The organism is Floridaenema fluviatile BLCC-F154 (assembly GCF_041929135.1).
GTDB lineage: Bacteria > Cyanobacteriota > Cyanobacteriia > Cyanobacteriales > Aerosakkonemataceae > Floridanema > Floridanema fluviatile.
In genome coordinates this window covers 26288-42275 of record NZ_JBHFNS010000056.1, presented here as the reverse complement: position 1 = coordinate 42275, position 15988 = coordinate 26288, and the positions used below count along the sequence as shown (strand labels likewise).

Below are 15988 nucleotides of genomic sequence, written 5' to 3'. Positions count from 1 at the left end.
TGCGTCAGATCAAAAACTTTTGCAGAATCATTAAATTTATCCTTCCCATCTACCCTACTACTTAATCTCATTAGCAACAAAAACTTGAAATATAATTTACTCTTTCCCGAATTTCCCCGAATTTTACCTAAAATAGATCCTCTGCTTTCCCTGCGAGGATTTGCTTGTTTAATGGTATTAATTGCACACTCTATCCCACCGAAATCAACAATTTTCTATCAGAATTATGACTTAACTTGGTTAATATTCAGTCCCGGAGGAGTAGCAGTTAGAATCTTTTTTTGTCTCTCCGGTTACTTAATTGGAAAAGCTTTTTATAATCAACGTTATACTACCCAATTAACGGGATTAATGAACTTTTGGCGCAACCGTGCTTTAAGAATTCTACCAGTTTACTACGTTTTTGTCATAATTTTAGGTTTAATTTTCTATCCGCAAATTTGGCAACCAGAAAACCGACAATATTTACTCAGAATATTAACCTTTACTTACGATCATACCTTACCTGTAGACTTTCATGGAGCATTTTGGTACATATCAACGGAAGTGCAGTTTTATTTAGTAATTCCGTTCATTTATATTTTTTTGCGCGATCGCCTACCCAAACTCAAACAAATATTTATTGCCTTCTTCAGCCTTACCCTCCTCTCCTTCTGTCTTCGCCTCTTAATTTGGATATTCATCATCAATCAAACTTCCCTTCCCCAACAACAAACCAACAATTTCATCAGTTATATTTACATCCCCTTAATTACCAACTTAGACTCGTTCCTTTGCGGATTTTTAGTCAATGCCATAATTATCAAACAAAAAGCCAAACCACCAATTAATCAGCCTAAAAAAACATTCATATCCCAGCCAAAATTAGCATTATTAGTAATTTTACTCCTCTACCTTTTCACAGCTTATTACAAATACTACCACCAATTCCACTTACTATTTATTGCCCCCACAATTACCGCCCTACTAACATCAACATTCCTTTACTTAATAGAATCAGATCCTTATCCAAAATCTTATCAATTCCCGCAAAAATCACCTTGGGAAATCCCCTTCATAATCTTAGGTTACTTCGGCAACTTCTCTTACGGAATTTACATTTGGCATTACCCAATAGTTACCAAACTAACCCCCATTTTATTCACCTCAAATCAACCCCTACAAGCCTTCCTCCTAAGATTCACAGAAACCCTAATCCTATCCACATTACTAGCAATAGTCAGCTATTACCTAATCGAACTACCCGCAACCAAACTAAAAAGATAAAACCGTAAGTTCGTAGTAGCGACTTCAGTCGTCCCCTGACTACAAACTTACAGAATCAATTAATCCGTAAATTCCTTAACTACTACTTCTTGGCTCAACAGGCACAGAACTAAACTGATAACTCAAAATCTTAACTGTAGAACCACTAGACGGCAAATCAGCAACACTAATAGTAACAGAATCGCTATTAATATTGCGGATAGGCATACCACTACCATCCGTCAACTTTAAAAACTCTTCCACACCCACAATATCGCAACTCTTATCATCAGCAGCCTGAGTCCGATAATGAGTAGGAATTACTAACTTTGGATTCAAAGATTTAATCGCGTCCATAGCTTGATTTGGACTATAAGCTTTCGGACCACCACCCACAGGAACCAACAACAAATCTGGTTTTCCCATCAAAATTTTTTGCTCAAGTTCAATTGGTGCCGCCGCCCCTCCTAAATGCAAAATATTAATTCCACCTTGAGTCCAACGCCAAGCTACATTCGTCCCAAACCTACGTCCGCCAACCGTATCATGATAAGTGCGAATCCCCTGAAACTGATTACCCTTAAACTGATAAACACCCGGTTCATAAAGTACTTTTGGATTACCAGGTAAACCTTCTACCGCACCTTCATCAAACAATTGACTACTGATTAAAACCAAATCTGCCTCTACTTTTGGCAAACGATAACCAGCAGTACAACCAATTGTGCGAAAAGGATTTACTAATACCCTTTGATTACCACTAGTAAATAAAAAGCAAGTGTGTCCTAACCATCGAATTGATAGCGAACCACCCGTTTGGGCTTGCGTTGCTTGCCATCCTGAAGCCCAAGCAGTGCCAAAAGCCGTAAGCAAACTCGCCCCTGTGTAACGCAGCAACTTTCGCCGTTTCATGATTCCCTACTTTTTACACAACGATAGAGATTTTAGCTTCTAACGGCAGAAGAAAGGGAATAGTATTTAAAAGTGAACCTAGCTCTTTAAAGAGCTAGGTTCACTTTTAATCCAATAAAGTATTTACATCCTGACAGTGAATTACTCTTACCCCTGTGCTGCTAGGGAGTGGGAACAGAGATGAAGCCAGCTACAGCGGCACAAATGGCAGAAACGAAGGCGGTGCCGAATAACCACCAAGCGGCATTTCTGGCGGCTTTGCGAGTTTCTTCGGCGCTTTTGGCTGCTTGTCGCTTCACTTCTTCGACGCGGCGTTGCGCTTCTAGTTGGATGCGTTCGGCGCGTTGCAGGACGGTGTTACGTGCGCCTTCGATTTGGTCGATAATGCGGTTAGCGTCGGCTTCGCTGATGTCGTCGCGGGAACTCATGATGGCGACTGCGGTATCGCGATTAAAGTGGCCCAGTCGATCGCGAATTGCATCAAATCCGGCTTGTGGATCGTCAAACAATTTACGCACATCACGCTTGATGCCATCGTAGTTGAGTTCTGGTCGATCGAGCGAGTTTAAATAGTTGCGAATGTTAGCAAAAATGCTATCAATCACATCTTGAATCCGGCGTTGAATACCTCGCACTTGTTCGACAAATTGATCGCGAATCGAGAGAATTTGATCGACAACTCTTGCTGCTTCCGCTTCCGTCATATCCTGACGTTGCGCCAACAATTTAATTAAGGTATCTCGATCGACGCGAGAAATTCGATCGCCTAAACTATCCATTCCGGTGCGCGGATCGTGCAGCAACAAAGTTAAATCTCGCTTGATACCTTCGGGATTTAAAGCTTCTTTGCCAGTGTTCCGCAAGTAATCTTCTAAAGTAGCTTGGAAATCCTCTACTTTAGCTTGAGTTCTTTGTGCTAATCGTCGTGGCGATCGCACAATGCTGCGAATACTATGTTGGATTTGATCGATGACTTGATTTACTTGTTCTTCGCTCAAATCTCGACGTTGACTAAGCAGTTTTACGAGTGTATCTCGATCGACTTGAGATAATCTTTCTCGCAGTGCGATCGTCCCTTCTTGAGGATGAGCAAATAATGTGGAAAAATCTCTGCTAATTCCTTCAGGATTTAGTTCATCTTTGCCAGTATTTCGCAGATAATCAGCGATCGCATTAATGACGCGATCGTATTGTTCTTTTGTTTTATCTGCTGCTATTTGCGGTGCATGAACTACACCACTCCAAGTTGACTGCACTTGATCGATAATTTGATTTACTTGCTCTTCGCTTAAATCTCGGCGTTGGCTGAGCAATTTTACCAAAGTATCGCGATCGAAACGTGACAATCTAGCACGAACTAAAGGTAATGCAGCATTGGGATTACTTAACAACAGATTTAACTCGCGTCTAATCGAATCAGGATTCAATTCTTCCTTACCAGTATTCCGTAAGTAAGATTCTAAATTTAGCCACAATGCTTCAACTTGTGCTTTAGCTTGTTCTTGAGTTTTTTGTGCTTGAGAAAGTACGTTATCACGAGTATTTTCTAAGTCGCTAACGATTCTTTCTGCTTCCTCTTGACTCATATCTCGTCGCTGACTGAGGAGTTGCACAAAGGTATCATGGTTGAAGTGAGAAAGGCGATCGCGCAATTGTTCATATCCCGCTTGTGGATCGTCAATTAAAGTGCGAAAATCGCGCCTAATTCCTTCAGGATTTAACTCTTCTTTCCCAGTATTTCGCAGATAATTTTCTACTCTGGTACGAACATCTTGCTGTTGTTCTGCGCCTTCAACTGTTTGCACTTGATTCAGCACATCCAGCCGAATTGCTTCTAATTGATCGACAATTTCATTTCTGCGAACTGGAGTAATATCATCTCTTTGTTGCAGCAAATTCATCAAGTCCGATCGACCTAATCTTTCTAACTGGCGACGCACTGCACCCGGATCGGCTTCCGGATCGTAAATTACCTGTCTAAATTCATGCTTAATTGTTTCCCTGTTTAAATGCCAAGGATAGGAATTTAACAGATAATTTTCTACGTCCATCCTAATAGTATTAGGAGTACCAGAAGGAAGTCCGGGAACTTGAGAACTAACTTGATTTGCACCACTAGCAACTCGATCTCTAGCTTGTTTCAACCGCTCCAAAATTGTTTCAACATCCAAATCGGAAAGGTCTGTTCTAGCTAATAGTATTCCCATTAAAGTGTTAAAACCATATTGGGCTGCTTGCTGCATCAAACCAGGTGTTTTTTCGGTTTGTTCTTCTGTTTCTCGCCTTTGCAGACGCATTTCTTCAATTAATGCGTCAAGTTTTCTATTTAATTCTGGCGATCGCAATTCACTACTTTGAGCAGATTTCAGATAATTGATTAATTCACCCATCAAATTACCCTGGGGAGTTAATCTATTAACTGTTTGCTTCCAAGTATCTTCTAAAGTATCAACAATCCGATTCACATCTCGTTTGGAAAGTGCAGTATTATTTCCTACCAAATCAACGAAAGTTTGGCGATTAATTCTGCTTAATCCTTCGCTACTAGCAACAGCGGCTAATCTGGGATCGTTGAATGTTTTTTCAACTTCCCGGCGTAGTTTTCCTAAATCTAATTCTGGCGGACGTAAGGTGTGCAAATAATCTTCTAGATTTTCTCTAATGGTGATCGGATCGATCGCATTCCCAATTTGTCTGCTCACAGCAGCAGCAGCAGCTTCAGCAGTGGAAACTACTTGGCTAGAAGTAGCTTTTGCACCCAAAGCCGCCGCCGCAGTACCAACAATTGCTTGAAAACCAGAAGTTGCTGTATTAATTACTGAACCAATTAAAGAACCTACCGCACTAGAACTAGCCCAAACTAGCAATAATAAGTAAGCTCCCCAAATTGTTAAGCCAATAATTGCTCCTAGAATTGGATTAGTTACTAGGCTTAATTTAACTGCTAAAAAAGTCCCAACTAACAGAGCCAAACTCACAGTTATTAAGGTAGCTAATCCAATCATCCAGCTAATCTTTTTCACTGTGGTTCCCAAATCATCTGAATCATCGCGATCGCGATCGGAATCAGAGCTTGAGCCACGCCCTAATATAAAGGCTACACCGAAGTTAGTTAACAGAAATTGAAAAGCAAAAGCAATTAATACCCCAGAAATTAAAGCCGCAAAAAATTGTGGTCCTGAAAATACTAATGCTGCTCTTTCTGGAACAACTGTAGGTGTAGTTGGTGTTAGTATTTGAGCCAAGTAAAATGGCAGCTTATTTAATCCCAGCTGCATACTCAAAATTTCAATCATAGATAGTATTTACCTCTTCTAATGAAAGCTATTCCACCGAGATCAAGGTGACACAGCTAAAAGCTTTATACTTTAGCAAAAAGTAATGCCATATCGCTTAGATTCGCTGAATCCGAGTATCAAAAGCATCTCTCTCAGGTCTGAAATTTAGTAGCTGAAGTGAATATAGAGATAAATTGCCTAATCTTTAATCGATAAAATTGTAAATTAAAATACTGTGACGTAAACTTTCTATTTTCTCACTTTCCATAGGTAGAGGTTTCTAATAAGAAATAACTCTTTAAGATCGACCCTGAGATAGCCTAATCTCTGTGTCTAAAGACAGACTACCCGCTATTTTGCAGTAGATACTATGAGTGTGTAAGCAATTATTAAGGACTGTTAAGCATGGAAACTCGCACTCCTACAGATTTACCACCAGTAGCTACCGCATACAACGGTAAAGACCGTAATGCTTTCTTATTTGGCTGGAATCCCCAAGCAGAACTGTGGAATGGTCGTTTAGCAATGATTGGCTTTTTAGCATACTTGCTGTGGGATTTAGCTGGATTTAGTGTATTGCGCGACGTGCTGCACTTCATCGGATACTAAGTTTGAATTTGCGGCCTATCCTATTTTCATTTGCTCATTAAAATCTAACCTCCTCTCTTTTACTGACGACTAAATTAGGCAAGTCGTCAGTTTTTTTGTTGACTATTTAGAATAACATCTTCTGCAAGATATATCACCGTTGATAGTTTTCTCAAAGCTGATAATAGATGAGAATAGTCGTATAGGAGGTAAATAAAATTGAGGTGATTTGAAGGTGAAATTTCCTTGGTACAATTCCTTACCTACTAATGACTATGCCAAAAGTAGGGTAGTGGTTTACTATTATACAGGGCAATGGGTTCCCATTATGTTTCATCAACTAGTGGATGCGATCGCCCTACATCGCAAAGCCAAACAACAGGGAAAGGAACTATTTATTTTTCCCCCTGATGTTAACCCTAGAGAAATGCAAGACGCTTAATTTAATATTTAGTTTTAAACCAAAAACCGGATAATTACATATAAACCCGCAGTAACTAACTGCAACATCATCACAGGAATACCATAATGCAAAAACCTTTTAAAAGAAATCCGACGACCATGTAATTCGGAAATTCCCGCAGCCACAATATTAGAAGATGCTCCAACTAAAGTACCATTTCCTCCTAAAGTCGCACCAAACATCATCGCATAAAATAATGGCAAAACTTCCACGGGAAATTGTCCACTAAAATCTGCTGACAGTATCTCTGGTCCAGCTAAACCCACATTAACCAGATATTGTTTCAGTAATGGCACCATTGCCACTACTAAGGGAATATTAGGAATTACGCTGGATAATAATCCCACTAAAATGAGGATAATTATTGCACCAAAAGCAATATTTTTCCCTAAAATTGCAGCTAAAATCTCCGATAAATTATCAACTACCCCCGTTTTTTCCAACCCACCAATTAGCACAAAGACACACATAAAAAATATTAATGTACTCCAGTCTACATCTCGCAGAATATTGTTTACCGTGTCAATCCTACTATGATGAGAAAGTAGTAAAGCTAAAGCTGCACCTAACAAAGCAACTGTAGCTGGCGAAAGCGGAATTGGTAAACTTTCCCCCACTACGAAAAATATTAATACAAATGCCATAATCAAACTCCCCACTGCTAAAATACGGGGATGATTAATTTGTGGGTGCGGTAATTCTTCCAAATTCTCTAACTTTTTGTGCCAAATTTTGCGGAATAAAAATGGTAAGGTAGCTACTACTGTTAGTACAGCAATTACACCGCCTAAACTTAAGCGAGTTAGGTAATCTGTAAAGCTAAGATTTACGGCATCACCTACAATAAAAGTTGCTGGATCGCCAACAATAGTTAATAATCCCGCACTATTAGCAACAAACACCATCAAAATTAACAAAGGCACAAAGTCTACGCCTAATTCCTCTGCCATTGGTGGGAGTAAAGGTGCTAGTAACATTACCGTTGTGGCGTTTGGTAAAAAGGCACAAATAGGAGTAGTAATAGCAACAATACCTATCAATAAACGATTGCCTTTCCCTTTAGCAAACAAAACAATTTGAGTGGCTAAGTAATCAAAAACTTTTGTCGGTTCAAATGCTCTGACTAATACCATAACGCCGAAGAATAAACCCAAAGTTCCATGACTTTTACTAATATATTCAATGGCTTCTGTTAAAGTCATGACATTAAACAGAACTAATAGTAATGCACCCAAAAATGCTACAATTGTTAGGTGTATCCACTCAGTCATGATTAAAAGAATGACACCCACAAATGTTGTCGTAGCAATCATTGCTTGCCAGCTTTCCATAAGTTACCTTTTTTGAAGATAGATGCTAGTTGAGTTCTACAGAAAAACCCACCTTCTTGAAAGGTGGATTCTCTAAAAAATGAATATAAGTAAGTTGAAACTCAGTTAATTCTCAGCAATAGAATTAGGAATTCCCAGTACAGGACAAGGAAATTTAGCACCGAGTTTTTTCACTAAAGAATGATTCGCGGAGTGACAACCTAAAAATAGTAAATCTGCTCCTTCAGAGGTGACAACCTTAGTTAATTCTTCTGCAACACAACCAATGCGTAAATGAGCGATAAAAGCATCTCCCCATTCTTCTACTAAATAACGTGCTTGCCACAAAATTTGTTCGGCTATCTCAAAGACAGAATTGGGAGAACAAGTAGTTTGTACAGAGCGAGTTTTAGTGGATGTTTGCCGATCGCTCATTGCCAAAGCCTTAACTTTTGTTTTAGCTAACTCAGTCGTGACTGATTTTAATACTGATGCTGTAGAAAATTCCCAAGAATTATTAGCAACTGTGCAATTCATTGGCAAATATCCTACTTTATCGTACCCCTCTTCATCAATCACATAAACAATTTTTACAATCACTTCTTTGTTGGTGGCTAACCTAGTTTGATGGGCGATTAACAAGGTAATATCTAAAGCTGTATGACTGCTAGGAGAGCCATTATAACCAACAACAAAAGTTAATGAATTAGGAGATTTACTAGTTGGTAATACTGAAGGTTTTTTCCCGGAGAGCAGTATCATTTGCTCAACCAAATCATCTCGACCAACTGCGCTTTGAAAGCGTGCTAACATTGGCTTGATATTCACCAGCTTTACCTCTCGTAAGTGAATTGTTTTACTTCTGTTGCGTACAATAAGCTGTTACGCATTTAAAAGTCATATTGTAGGGTGCGTCAGATTTAAATATTTTCCTTTCTACATAGGCTTTACCGTCTGACGCACCCTACTCGTTAATAAGTGATTTAAATGCGTAACAGCTTAACGATCCAAAAAGTTTTCCTTGTGGTTTAATGGTTTAATAATCTTGGTTAGTAGGCGATCGAAATTAGCAAGAAGTCCTTGTAGTGGGTTAATCGTTAATTCATAGTTGACAAAGGCAAAAACCCACCGTAGGATAATTATTCCTAAACCAATTGTGACACATCAGCAGATAGCCTGTCTGCCAGAGGTAATTGCAGACCATTGTAAAGTTTATAGCCATAGTGTTATAAGCAGGTACACAAATGCTGAGCAGTACCAGCCAGGAACACCGACGAGTTCAGAACACAATAAAAATTTCTGACTCTTCAGCCTCCTCTCTGTGCCTACGAAGTTAGCTGTCGGGCTAGGACTGAGAGTTATCCCTCTCTGCCTCACCTCCTCACAAAAAAACGGCAGAAATGCGCCCCAAAAGTTGGTTCCTCCGCTCCAGGGTTTACAAGCCTGGATTAGGCTGACTTACTCAAATCTCTCGGATTTTAACATTCTAGATTAGAGAAAGCAAGCTTAGTTTCTCTATTAAGTTTTGCCATTAATTGTCAACTAGAAACAATTATGGTTATATTTAATGACTAAAATTAAAAATACTTAAAGTTTCCGGTATTGTTTCTCTAGTTACTGTTTAATTTAATATTGACCTCTACCCTTAGCTAGATTCTAAGCTCAATAACGAGTTGTTAACTTAGCTATGGTATGTTTTAACTCTTGTTTACCTCTTTTTTTTGCCAAAATTATGATAGAAACTTGTGAAACATCATTAGTAAATGCAACGGAAGAAGTTTTGTGTTTTTATACCAATACTACTACTGAAATCCAGATTATTCGGATTGAAAATAACTCTAACTCTAAGTTAGAACGCATAGTTTTTCCTAGTGAAAAATTATTATTTGTTGGTCAACCAAAAGCCCAGTTAGAAATTTATACTGGCAGTAACGGAAAGGCAATTTTGTCTGATATTATCTCTTGCGCTAACTTACTCGTAGAGAAATAGTTCTTTTGATCGGTGGAATGGTGCGTTACGCTGTTGTTGACGCACCGGAAAAACTAAATTTTGTACTCCGTTTACTTCGCTTCTTTGACTAATTGCCTATCTTAATTTTTGATCTCTCAGAAATCCCATACCCAACAAAAAAACAGGGTTTAACCCTGTTATTTGTCAACGGCTGAAAACGTTTTTGTTGGAGTGCTAGTTAAACTAGTGTTTTGTCCATGTACGCTTGCATTTTTTCATGGTCAAACTTTAAGATTTCATTAGCAAAACCGAAGTCTGTATTTGCATTTCGATATTTAGTTATAGCCGTTTCATCAGCAACGCTGATATTTTGTTAAGTATGATAGCTTTGTGTCTCAGAGTAGCCCTCTCTGATTGGCTATCATCTTTAATTTTGCTTGTCGTTTTTAAGATATCTATGAGAAGTAGATGAGAAAGTTCTCATGAAATCGATCGCCAAACCAACCTCACCATTGCCAGGGATTATCTTTGTCGCGTGCGTCAGAAAACCAAAATTCCCCTTAATTTAAAGATTATAGTCTGACGCACCGGAAAATTTTCCGAAAAATTCAAGTACAGAAGCGATACCCCATCCCCCGAACGGTTTCAATTTTGTCGCTACCTAATTTTTTGCGAAGATAGCCAACATAAACATCGACAATGTTAGAATTTGGGTCATAGTCGTAACCCCAAACGCTACTTAAGAGTTGTTCCCGACTTAAAACTTGTCCGGGATGACGTAAAAAAGTTTCGGCTAAGATAAATTCACGAGCAGATAATTCGACGTGACGATCGCCTACAGAAACCTTACGCGATCGCAAATCGAGTAAAATATCACCAACTTGTAATATTAAATCATCTTTTTTGGCAAAAGTATTGCGATCGCGCAATCTCACCCGCACTCGCGCCAACAACTCCTCAAACCGAAAAGGTTTAGTCACATAATCATCCGCGCCACCTTCCAACCCCGCCACCTTATCCGCCACATCATCCCGCGCCGTCAGAATAATAACGGGGAGAGTTTCACCCCTTCCCCGCAACTCCGCCAAAACTTCTAAACCATCCTTCCCCGGTAAACCCAAGTCCAGAATTAACAAATCAAAATCCTTACTATCAGCCATTCTAGCTACGGCTTGCCCATCATCTACTATGACAGTAGTAAAGCCATTAGCCTTTAAACCTTTCTCCAAAAAAGATGCAATTCGCGGTTCGTCTTCAGCGATGAGAATTCTATTCATTAGGATTGACAATCAATTTCTAGATCATCCCTCGTTTTTTCAGCTTCACTAAGGCATCTTCAGCAGCGCACTTTTCCGCATCTTTTTTGCTGCGTCCCTTGCCTTCTCCATACTTTTCCTCACCTACATAAACTTTGGCAAGGAATTCTGGAGCATGAGACTCCCCACCTGCTTGAACTGTAACATATTTAGGCAGTAAATTTGTGCCAAGATTAGCCATTACCCATTGCTGAAACTGATTTTTAGCATCTACATTCGATCAAGTCACTACTAACTCTGTGTTCCCAGAAACCAGGTTTCTCCAAAAAACCGGGTTTCTTTAGTTTCTTTGCAGTATTTCCTACTTCTGCTTTGGCGGAAAAACCCTACTTAAATCCAAAGATAAATCAGGGAAACAAGGTAATGCTATAACTTGATTTGGTAAAACAATTCTCCGATTCTGATAACCAAAATTTCCTTGACTATTTTGAAAAGGTTCGTTGTGAGCTTCTAACTGATTATCGAATACATTAAATATCCAATAATCAGAGATTCCGGCTTCAGCATAGAGAGATAATTTCACTTCTCGATCGTAATTCAAAGTAGAGTCTGAAATTTCAATTACCAATAACACATCATTTGGTGCAGGGTGAGCAGATAAATAGTCATCCGGTGTGTTTTTTACGATCGCAAAATCCGGTTCAGGTTCGCTGTTGTTTAGTAGTAAGATAGGAGATTGACAACGAAGAGTTGCGGCATCTCCTAAGAGTCTAACTAATTCTCGAAGCAATTTAGAAATACAAGTTTCGTGAGCCGTACCTTTTGCCGCCATCTCAAAAATTTCTCCTCTGATTAATTCTATGCGATCGCCCTCGTGAAAAAAGCCAATCTCTGTAAGTTCGTGATATTCTTCTAAAGTAAAGCGTTTCGGTTGAGCAATTTTCATAAATTTCGCCTCCATTCAGCAAATGACTGCTATTATTATTTGAGATTAGAGCTAACTTGAATCGGCAAAATCAACATAAAAGTTGCACCTTTACCCAACTCACTTTCTAATTCTACTCTTCCTTCATGAGCTTCGACAATTGCTCTAACAATTGCCAAACCCAAACCGTAACCTTCGGAACGTCTGCGGCTATTTGTCACCCGTGCGAACCTTTCAAAAATTCGCCTTTGTTCTTTTGGTGCAATGCCTTCGCCAGTATCCCTTACCCAGAAACAAACCTCGTTATTTTTCACAGTTGAACCTAAGAAAATAGCATCTTCTCGCTTAGTATGTTGCACGGCATTTTGGGATAAATTCATCATAGCTTGAGTTAGTCTTTGGCGATCGGCTACAATCCAACAAAAAGCTTGATCTTCGATTTGCCAATAGCGATCGCCTAAAGCCTTTGCCTTCGCCAACAACTCCTCAGTGAACAATGCCACATCAACCGTTTCTAAATTCAAAAAATCTGGTCTTTCCGCCTTTGCTAATAATAATAAATCATTCACTAACCGACTCATTCTGTCTAATTCATCAGTGACGATCGCCAAAGTTTCCTTTTGCTCTTCAGGATCGTCCCCTAACAATTCTAAATGACCGCGAATAATAGTAATTGGCGTTCTTAATTCATGACCTGCATCATTAATAAAATTGCGCTGACTAGTAAAAGCCGCCTCCAACCTATCCAACATCGCATTAAAAGTCATCGTTAATTCAGCAATATCATCTGAACCTTGCACCTCTAATCTTTCGCCGACATTAGAACCACTAATTGACTGCGCTGTTGCCGTTAATAAACGCAAAGGTCTTAACACCCTTCCCCCTACCGCCCAAATTACCACCGAAGCAACAACCAAGACCATTAATGTTACTAAAACCATTACAACTGTAACTTCATTTAATTTTTCCAACTCGCTTTCTGTCGAGTGCATAACAATAAACACTCCTGGTTTTTGACCATCGATATTAACTGGAAGCGCAAAATATCTAATATTATCGTTAGGAGTAATCTTCTCCCCCCTTTCTGGTTTCCTTAATCTAGACCAACGGTTAAGCAATCTTTTATCTCGTGCCAATGATTGTGGTAACGCTGTGGGACTAGCTTTATAAAATTTACCGTTAATAAAACTCAGCATAAATTGCCCGTCAACTGGAATATTGCGCGACAAGAAATCATCAAATAAATCATCGACTTCACAACAACCAAATTCACGATATCCTTCAAATAATTGGCGGAACTCTTTCACCTCTTGCACTAAAATTTGTTTGCTGCGTTCTTCTAACCTGACAGAAAGCACCTGACGCACCGCAAAAACAGTTAAAGTCGTAGAGCAAGTCATTAACAGCACGTACCACATAATGATCCGGGTACGAAGTCCGTAGAAAACTCGCCGCCATCCCGCAAAATTTTGAGTGTTAGCCATTGGATTTTAGATTTTAGATTTTAGATTTTAGATTTTTGAGCCGAATCTAAAATTGATTGGTCTGAAGTCGGAAGAGTTGTAGTTGTAGGGTGCGTCAGATCGTAAATCTAAGCGACAACATCGGGGTTTTAGCTTCTGACGCACCTTACTAATTGTCCCCCGGTTTAGTTGCTGCCATTAAAGTAACCCCCAACCCCACTAATTACAAGGGAAGAAGTTCTCATTTGCTGCTATGCTAAAAGATCTGGATGTGCAAACTCGGAAAAAATGCCTGCGTCAACTCTGCCTCAAATTACCGCTTTTCCTTTAGCTGCTGTTGTCGGACAAGAAGCAATCAAGTTAGCATTGCTGTTGGCAGCGGTCGATCCTGGTTTGGGAGGAGTAGCGATCGCAGGTCGCAGAGGAACCGCCAAATCAGTTATGGCGCGTGCTTTACACTCACTTTTACCACCAATAGAAGTCGTCAAAGGTTCCTTCTGTAACGAAGCACCTTCACCAAATCAGTCTCAACACACCCAAATCATCCCTGCACCTTTCGTACAACTTCCCTTGGGAACCACCGAAGATAGATTACTCGGTTCCGTAGATGTGGAAAAATCTGTTAAGCAAGGAGATACTGTCTTTCAACCAGGGTTACTCGCTTCCGCCAACCGAGGAGTTCTCTACGTTGATGAAATTAACCTCCTCGATGACCAAATTGCTAACCAACTTTTATCAGTATTATCCGAAGGACGCAACATCATCGAACGGGAAGGAATTAGTTTCGAGCATCCTTGCCAACCTTTATTTATTGCCACTTATAATCCAGAAGAAGGGCCATTGCGGGAACATTTGCTCGATCGCATCGCTATCACTTTATCAGCTGACGGGGTTTTAGGGTTGGACGATCGTGTACAAGCAGTCGAACAAGCATTAGAATTCTCTCGTTCTCCCCAACAATTCCTCACCCAATACACCGAAGACATCGACAACATTAAAACCCAAGTCATCCTAGCGCGAGAATGGCTTAAAGAAGTTATCATCACCAAAGAACAAATCACCTATTTAGTAGAAGAAGCAATACGCGCCGGAGTAGAAGGACATCGCGCCGAACTCTTCGCCGTCAGAGTCGCCAAAGCAGCAGCAGCATTCGACGGAAGAAACACCGTCAACTCAGAAGACTTACGCCGCGCCGTAGAATTAGTTATCGTTCCTCGCGCCACAGTCGTTCAAACTCCACCCGAACAACAACCACCCCCACCACCTCCCCCACCTCCACCACCAGAAGATCAATCTGAAGAAGAACAAGAAGAAGACGAAGAGGAAAAAGAAGAACCCGAAGAACCCGAAGAACAGGAAATGAACGTTCCTGAAGAATTCGTTTTCGATCCTGAAGGAACAATACTCGATCCTTCTGTGCTTTACTTTGCACAAATGGCGCAACGTCGCGGAAAATCAGGAACTCGCAGCAAAATCTTTTCCGACGACAGAGGTCGTTACGTTAAACCCATGTTACCCAAAGGTCGCGTGCGCCGCATAGCAGTAGATGCCACCTTACGCGCAGCTGCACCTTACCAAAAAGCAAGGCGGGAACGTCAACCTGACAGAAAAGTAATTGTTGAACAAGGAGACATTCGTTCTAAACGCCTAGTCCGCAAAGCCGGATCTTTGGTAGTGTTTGTAGTAGATGCCTCTGGTTCAATGGCATTAAATAGAATGCAATCAGCAAAGGGCGCGGTAATGTCGCTACTGACCGAAGCTTACCAAAACCGCGACCAAGTGGCGTTAATTCCTTTTAGAGGAGAACACGCCGATGTGCTGTTACCGCCGACTCGTTCCATTGCTTTAGCAAAGCGGCGCTTGGAACTTTTGCCTTGTGGCGGTGGTTCACCCTTAGCACATGGTTTAACTCAAGCGGTAAGAGTGGGAATAAATGCCCAGATGTCGGGAGATATTGGTCAGGTTGTTATTGTAGCGATAACTGACGGACGTGGCAATATCCCGCTGGCACGATCTTTAGGAGAACCAATTCCTGAAGGCGAAAAACCGGATATTAAGGCGGAATTGTTGGAAATTGCGGCGAGAATTCGCGGTTTGGGAATTCAGCTGTTGGTAATTGATACGGAAAATAAGTTTATTTCTACTGGTTTTGCTAAGGAGTTGGCAAAGAACGCTGGTGGAAAGTATTATCATTTACCGAAGGCGACGGATCAAGCAATTGCTGGGGTGGCGAAAAGTGCGATCGCAGATCTAAAATCTCGTTAGCTTTGCAATATCAATTGCTTGAAATGAGCAAGCAAATCTGCGCCTTTTGATGCCTCAAGGTCAGTTCTTAATTGATAATATTTAATAGGGTTATTTAAAGATACCTCTTTATTAGCAATTTTTGCCTTGTTGGAATTGATGGGGATGGTGCGATCGATCTTAGCGCAACCCGAATTTCTCGGAAGATATGCCGAGGTTTACTTATTTGTGAGAGTGATTTATTGGGTATTTTGTTATTCCACGTCTTTAGCGAGTCGGAGGTTAGAAAAGCAATTAGGTGTAGGACAGCGTTAAGTGTGGGGTGAAGAGTGTAGAGTGCGATTACAATTTTA

The 15988-nt window shown here is 40.3% G+C and carries 12 protein-coding genes, 2 pseudogenes and 1 riboswitch; of the genes and pseudogenes, 6 read left to right on the top strand and 8 right to left on the bottom strand.

What is annotated here, in order from left to right:
• Positions 1–84: 84 nt before the first annotated feature.
• Positions 85–1266: an acyltransferase family protein gene (locus ACE1B6_RS13585; RefSeq protein ID WP_413257774.1), complete on the top strand. Its 1182-nt coding sequence runs from the start codon at positions 85–87 to the stop codon at positions 1264–1266.
• A 75-nt stretch (positions 1267–1341) separates the two neighbouring features.
• Here the strand turns inward: ACE1B6_RS13585 and ACE1B6_RS13580 are convergent, their stop codons facing one another.
• Positions 1342–2157, bottom strand: coding sequence for an MBL fold metallo-hydrolase (locus ACE1B6_RS13580; protein WP_413257773.1), 816 nt, complete (start codon positions 2155–2157; stop codon positions 1342–1344).
• Positions 2158–2318: 161 nt separating this feature from the next.
• A complete protein-coding gene (locus ACE1B6_RS13575; protein ID WP_413257772.1) occupies positions 2319–5453 on the bottom strand; it encodes an MFS transporter in 3135 nt (1044 codons plus the stop codon).
• A 387-nt stretch (positions 5454–5840) separates the two neighbouring features.
• Here ACE1B6_RS13575 and ACE1B6_RS13570 point away from each other — a divergent pair, with 387 nt between their 5' ends.
• The gene (locus ACE1B6_RS13570) at positions 5841–6044 is read left to right on the top strand and encodes a chlorophyll a/b-binding protein (protein WP_413257771.1); all 204 of its coding nucleotides are present in this window, start codon (positions 5841–5843) and stop codon (positions 6042–6044) included.
• Positions 6045–6258: 214 nt separating this feature from the next.
• Positions 6259–6465 carry a hypothetical protein gene (locus ACE1B6_RS13565; RefSeq protein WP_413257770.1) on the top strand — a complete coding sequence of 69 codons (207 nt, stop codon included), beginning with the start codon at positions 6259–6261 and terminating at the stop codon, positions 6463–6465.
• A gap of 14 nt (positions 6466–6479) precedes the next feature.
• Here the strand turns inward: ACE1B6_RS13565 and ACE1B6_RS13560 are convergent, their stop codons facing one another.
• Both ACE1B6_RS13560 and ACE1B6_RS13555 read right to left on the bottom strand, forming a co-directional pair.
• Positions 6480–7817, bottom strand: a complete 1338-nt coding sequence (locus ACE1B6_RS13560; RefSeq protein ID WP_413257769.1) for an ArsB/NhaD family transporter — start codon at positions 7815–7817, stop codon at positions 6480–6482.
• A gap of 105 nt (positions 7818–7922) precedes the next feature.
• Entirely contained in the window at positions 7923–8624 is a 702-nt protein-coding gene (locus ACE1B6_RS13555; protein WP_413257768.1) for a universal stress protein, read from the bottom strand.
• A 479-nt stretch (positions 8625–9103) separates the two neighbouring features.
• A riboswitch (cyclic di-AMP (ydaO/yuaA leader) is annotated at positions 9104–9261 on the bottom strand.
• Positions 9262–9528: 267 nt separating this feature from the next.
• On the opposite strand from ACE1B6_RS13555, the gene ACE1B6_RS13550 reads away from it, so the two are divergent.
• On the top strand, positions 9529–9786 hold the full coding sequence (locus tag ACE1B6_RS13550) for a DUF1830 domain-containing protein (RefSeq protein WP_413257767.1): 258 nt from the start codon (positions 9529–9531) through the stop codon (positions 9784–9786).
• 569 nt (positions 9787–10355) lie between these two features.
• Here ACE1B6_RS13550 and ACE1B6_RS13545 read toward each other — a convergent pair.
• From ACE1B6_RS13545 to ACE1B6_RS13530, 4 genes and pseudogenes are all read right to left on the bottom strand, one after another.
• Entirely contained in the window at positions 10356–11024 is a 669-nt protein-coding gene (locus ACE1B6_RS13545; protein WP_413257766.1) for a response regulator transcription factor, read from the bottom strand.
• Between the two features lie 19 nt (positions 11025–11043).
• A pseudogene (locus ACE1B6_RS13540) lies at positions 11044–11283 on the bottom strand (putative dsRNA-binding protein); the annotation flags it as partial.
• An 81-nt stretch (positions 11284–11364) separates the two neighbouring features.
• The gene (locus ACE1B6_RS13535; RefSeq protein WP_413257765.1) at positions 11365–11949 is read right to left on the bottom strand and encodes a Uma2 family endonuclease; all 585 of its coding nucleotides are present in this window, start codon (positions 11947–11949) and stop codon (positions 11365–11367) included.
• A 35-nt stretch (positions 11950–11984) separates the two neighbouring features.
• Entirely contained in the window at positions 11985–13412 is a 1428-nt protein-coding gene (locus tag ACE1B6_RS13530; RefSeq protein WP_413257764.1) for a sensor histidine kinase, read from the bottom strand.
• 267 nt (positions 13413–13679) lie between these two features.
• Here ACE1B6_RS13530 and bchD point away from each other — a divergent pair, with 267 nt between their 5' ends.
• Together bchD and ACE1B6_RS13520 are read left to right on the top strand one after the other, a co-directional pair.
• Positions 13680–15656 (top strand): magnesium chelatase ATPase subunit D, encoded by a 1977-nt coding sequence (bchD, locus tag ACE1B6_RS13525; protein ID WP_413257763.1) that lies wholly within the window; start codon positions 13680–13682, stop codon positions 15654–15656.
• A gap of 84 nt (positions 15657–15740) precedes the next feature.
• Positions 15741–15950, top strand: a pseudogene (locus tag ACE1B6_RS13520) (amino acid ABC transporter permease); the annotation flags it as partial.
• Positions 15951–15988: the final 38 nt, after the last annotated feature.

Bases quoted from the DNA above. Each gene is read 5' to 3' on its own strand.
- ACE1B6_RS13580 (WP_413257773.1), bottom strand. From the start codon at position 2,157: ATGAAACGGCGAAAGTTGCTGCGTTACACAGGGGCGAGTTTGCTTACG.
- ACE1B6_RS13575 (WP_413257772.1), bottom strand. From the start codon at position 5,453: ATGATTGAAATTTTGAGTATGCAGCTGGGATTAAATAAGCTGCCATTT.
- ACE1B6_RS13570 (WP_413257771.1), top strand. From the start codon at position 5,841: ATGGAAACTCGCACTCCTACAGATTTACCACCAGTAGCTACCGCATAC.
- ACE1B6_RS13560 (WP_413257769.1), bottom strand. From the start codon at position 7,817: ATGGAAAGCTGGCAAGCAATGATTGCTACGACAACATTTGTGGGTGTC.
- ACE1B6_RS13550 (WP_413257767.1), top strand. From the start codon at position 9,529: ATGATAGAAACTTGTGAAACATCATTAGTAAATGCAACGGAAGAAGTT.
- ACE1B6_RS13545 (WP_413257766.1), bottom strand. From the start codon at position 11,024: ATGAATAGAATTCTCATCGCTGAAGACGAACCGCGAATTGCATCTTTT.
- ACE1B6_RS13535 (WP_413257765.1), bottom strand. From the start codon at position 11,949: ATGAAAATTGCTCAACCGAAACGCTTTACTTTAGAAGAATATCACGAA.
- ACE1B6_RS13530 (WP_413257764.1), bottom strand. From the start codon at position 13,412: ATGGCTAACACTCAAAATTTTGCGGGATGGCGGCGAGTTTTCTACGGA.
- bchD (WP_413257763.1), top strand. From the start codon at position 13,680: ATGCCTGCGTCAACTCTGCCTCAAATTACCGCTTTTCCTTTAGCTGCT.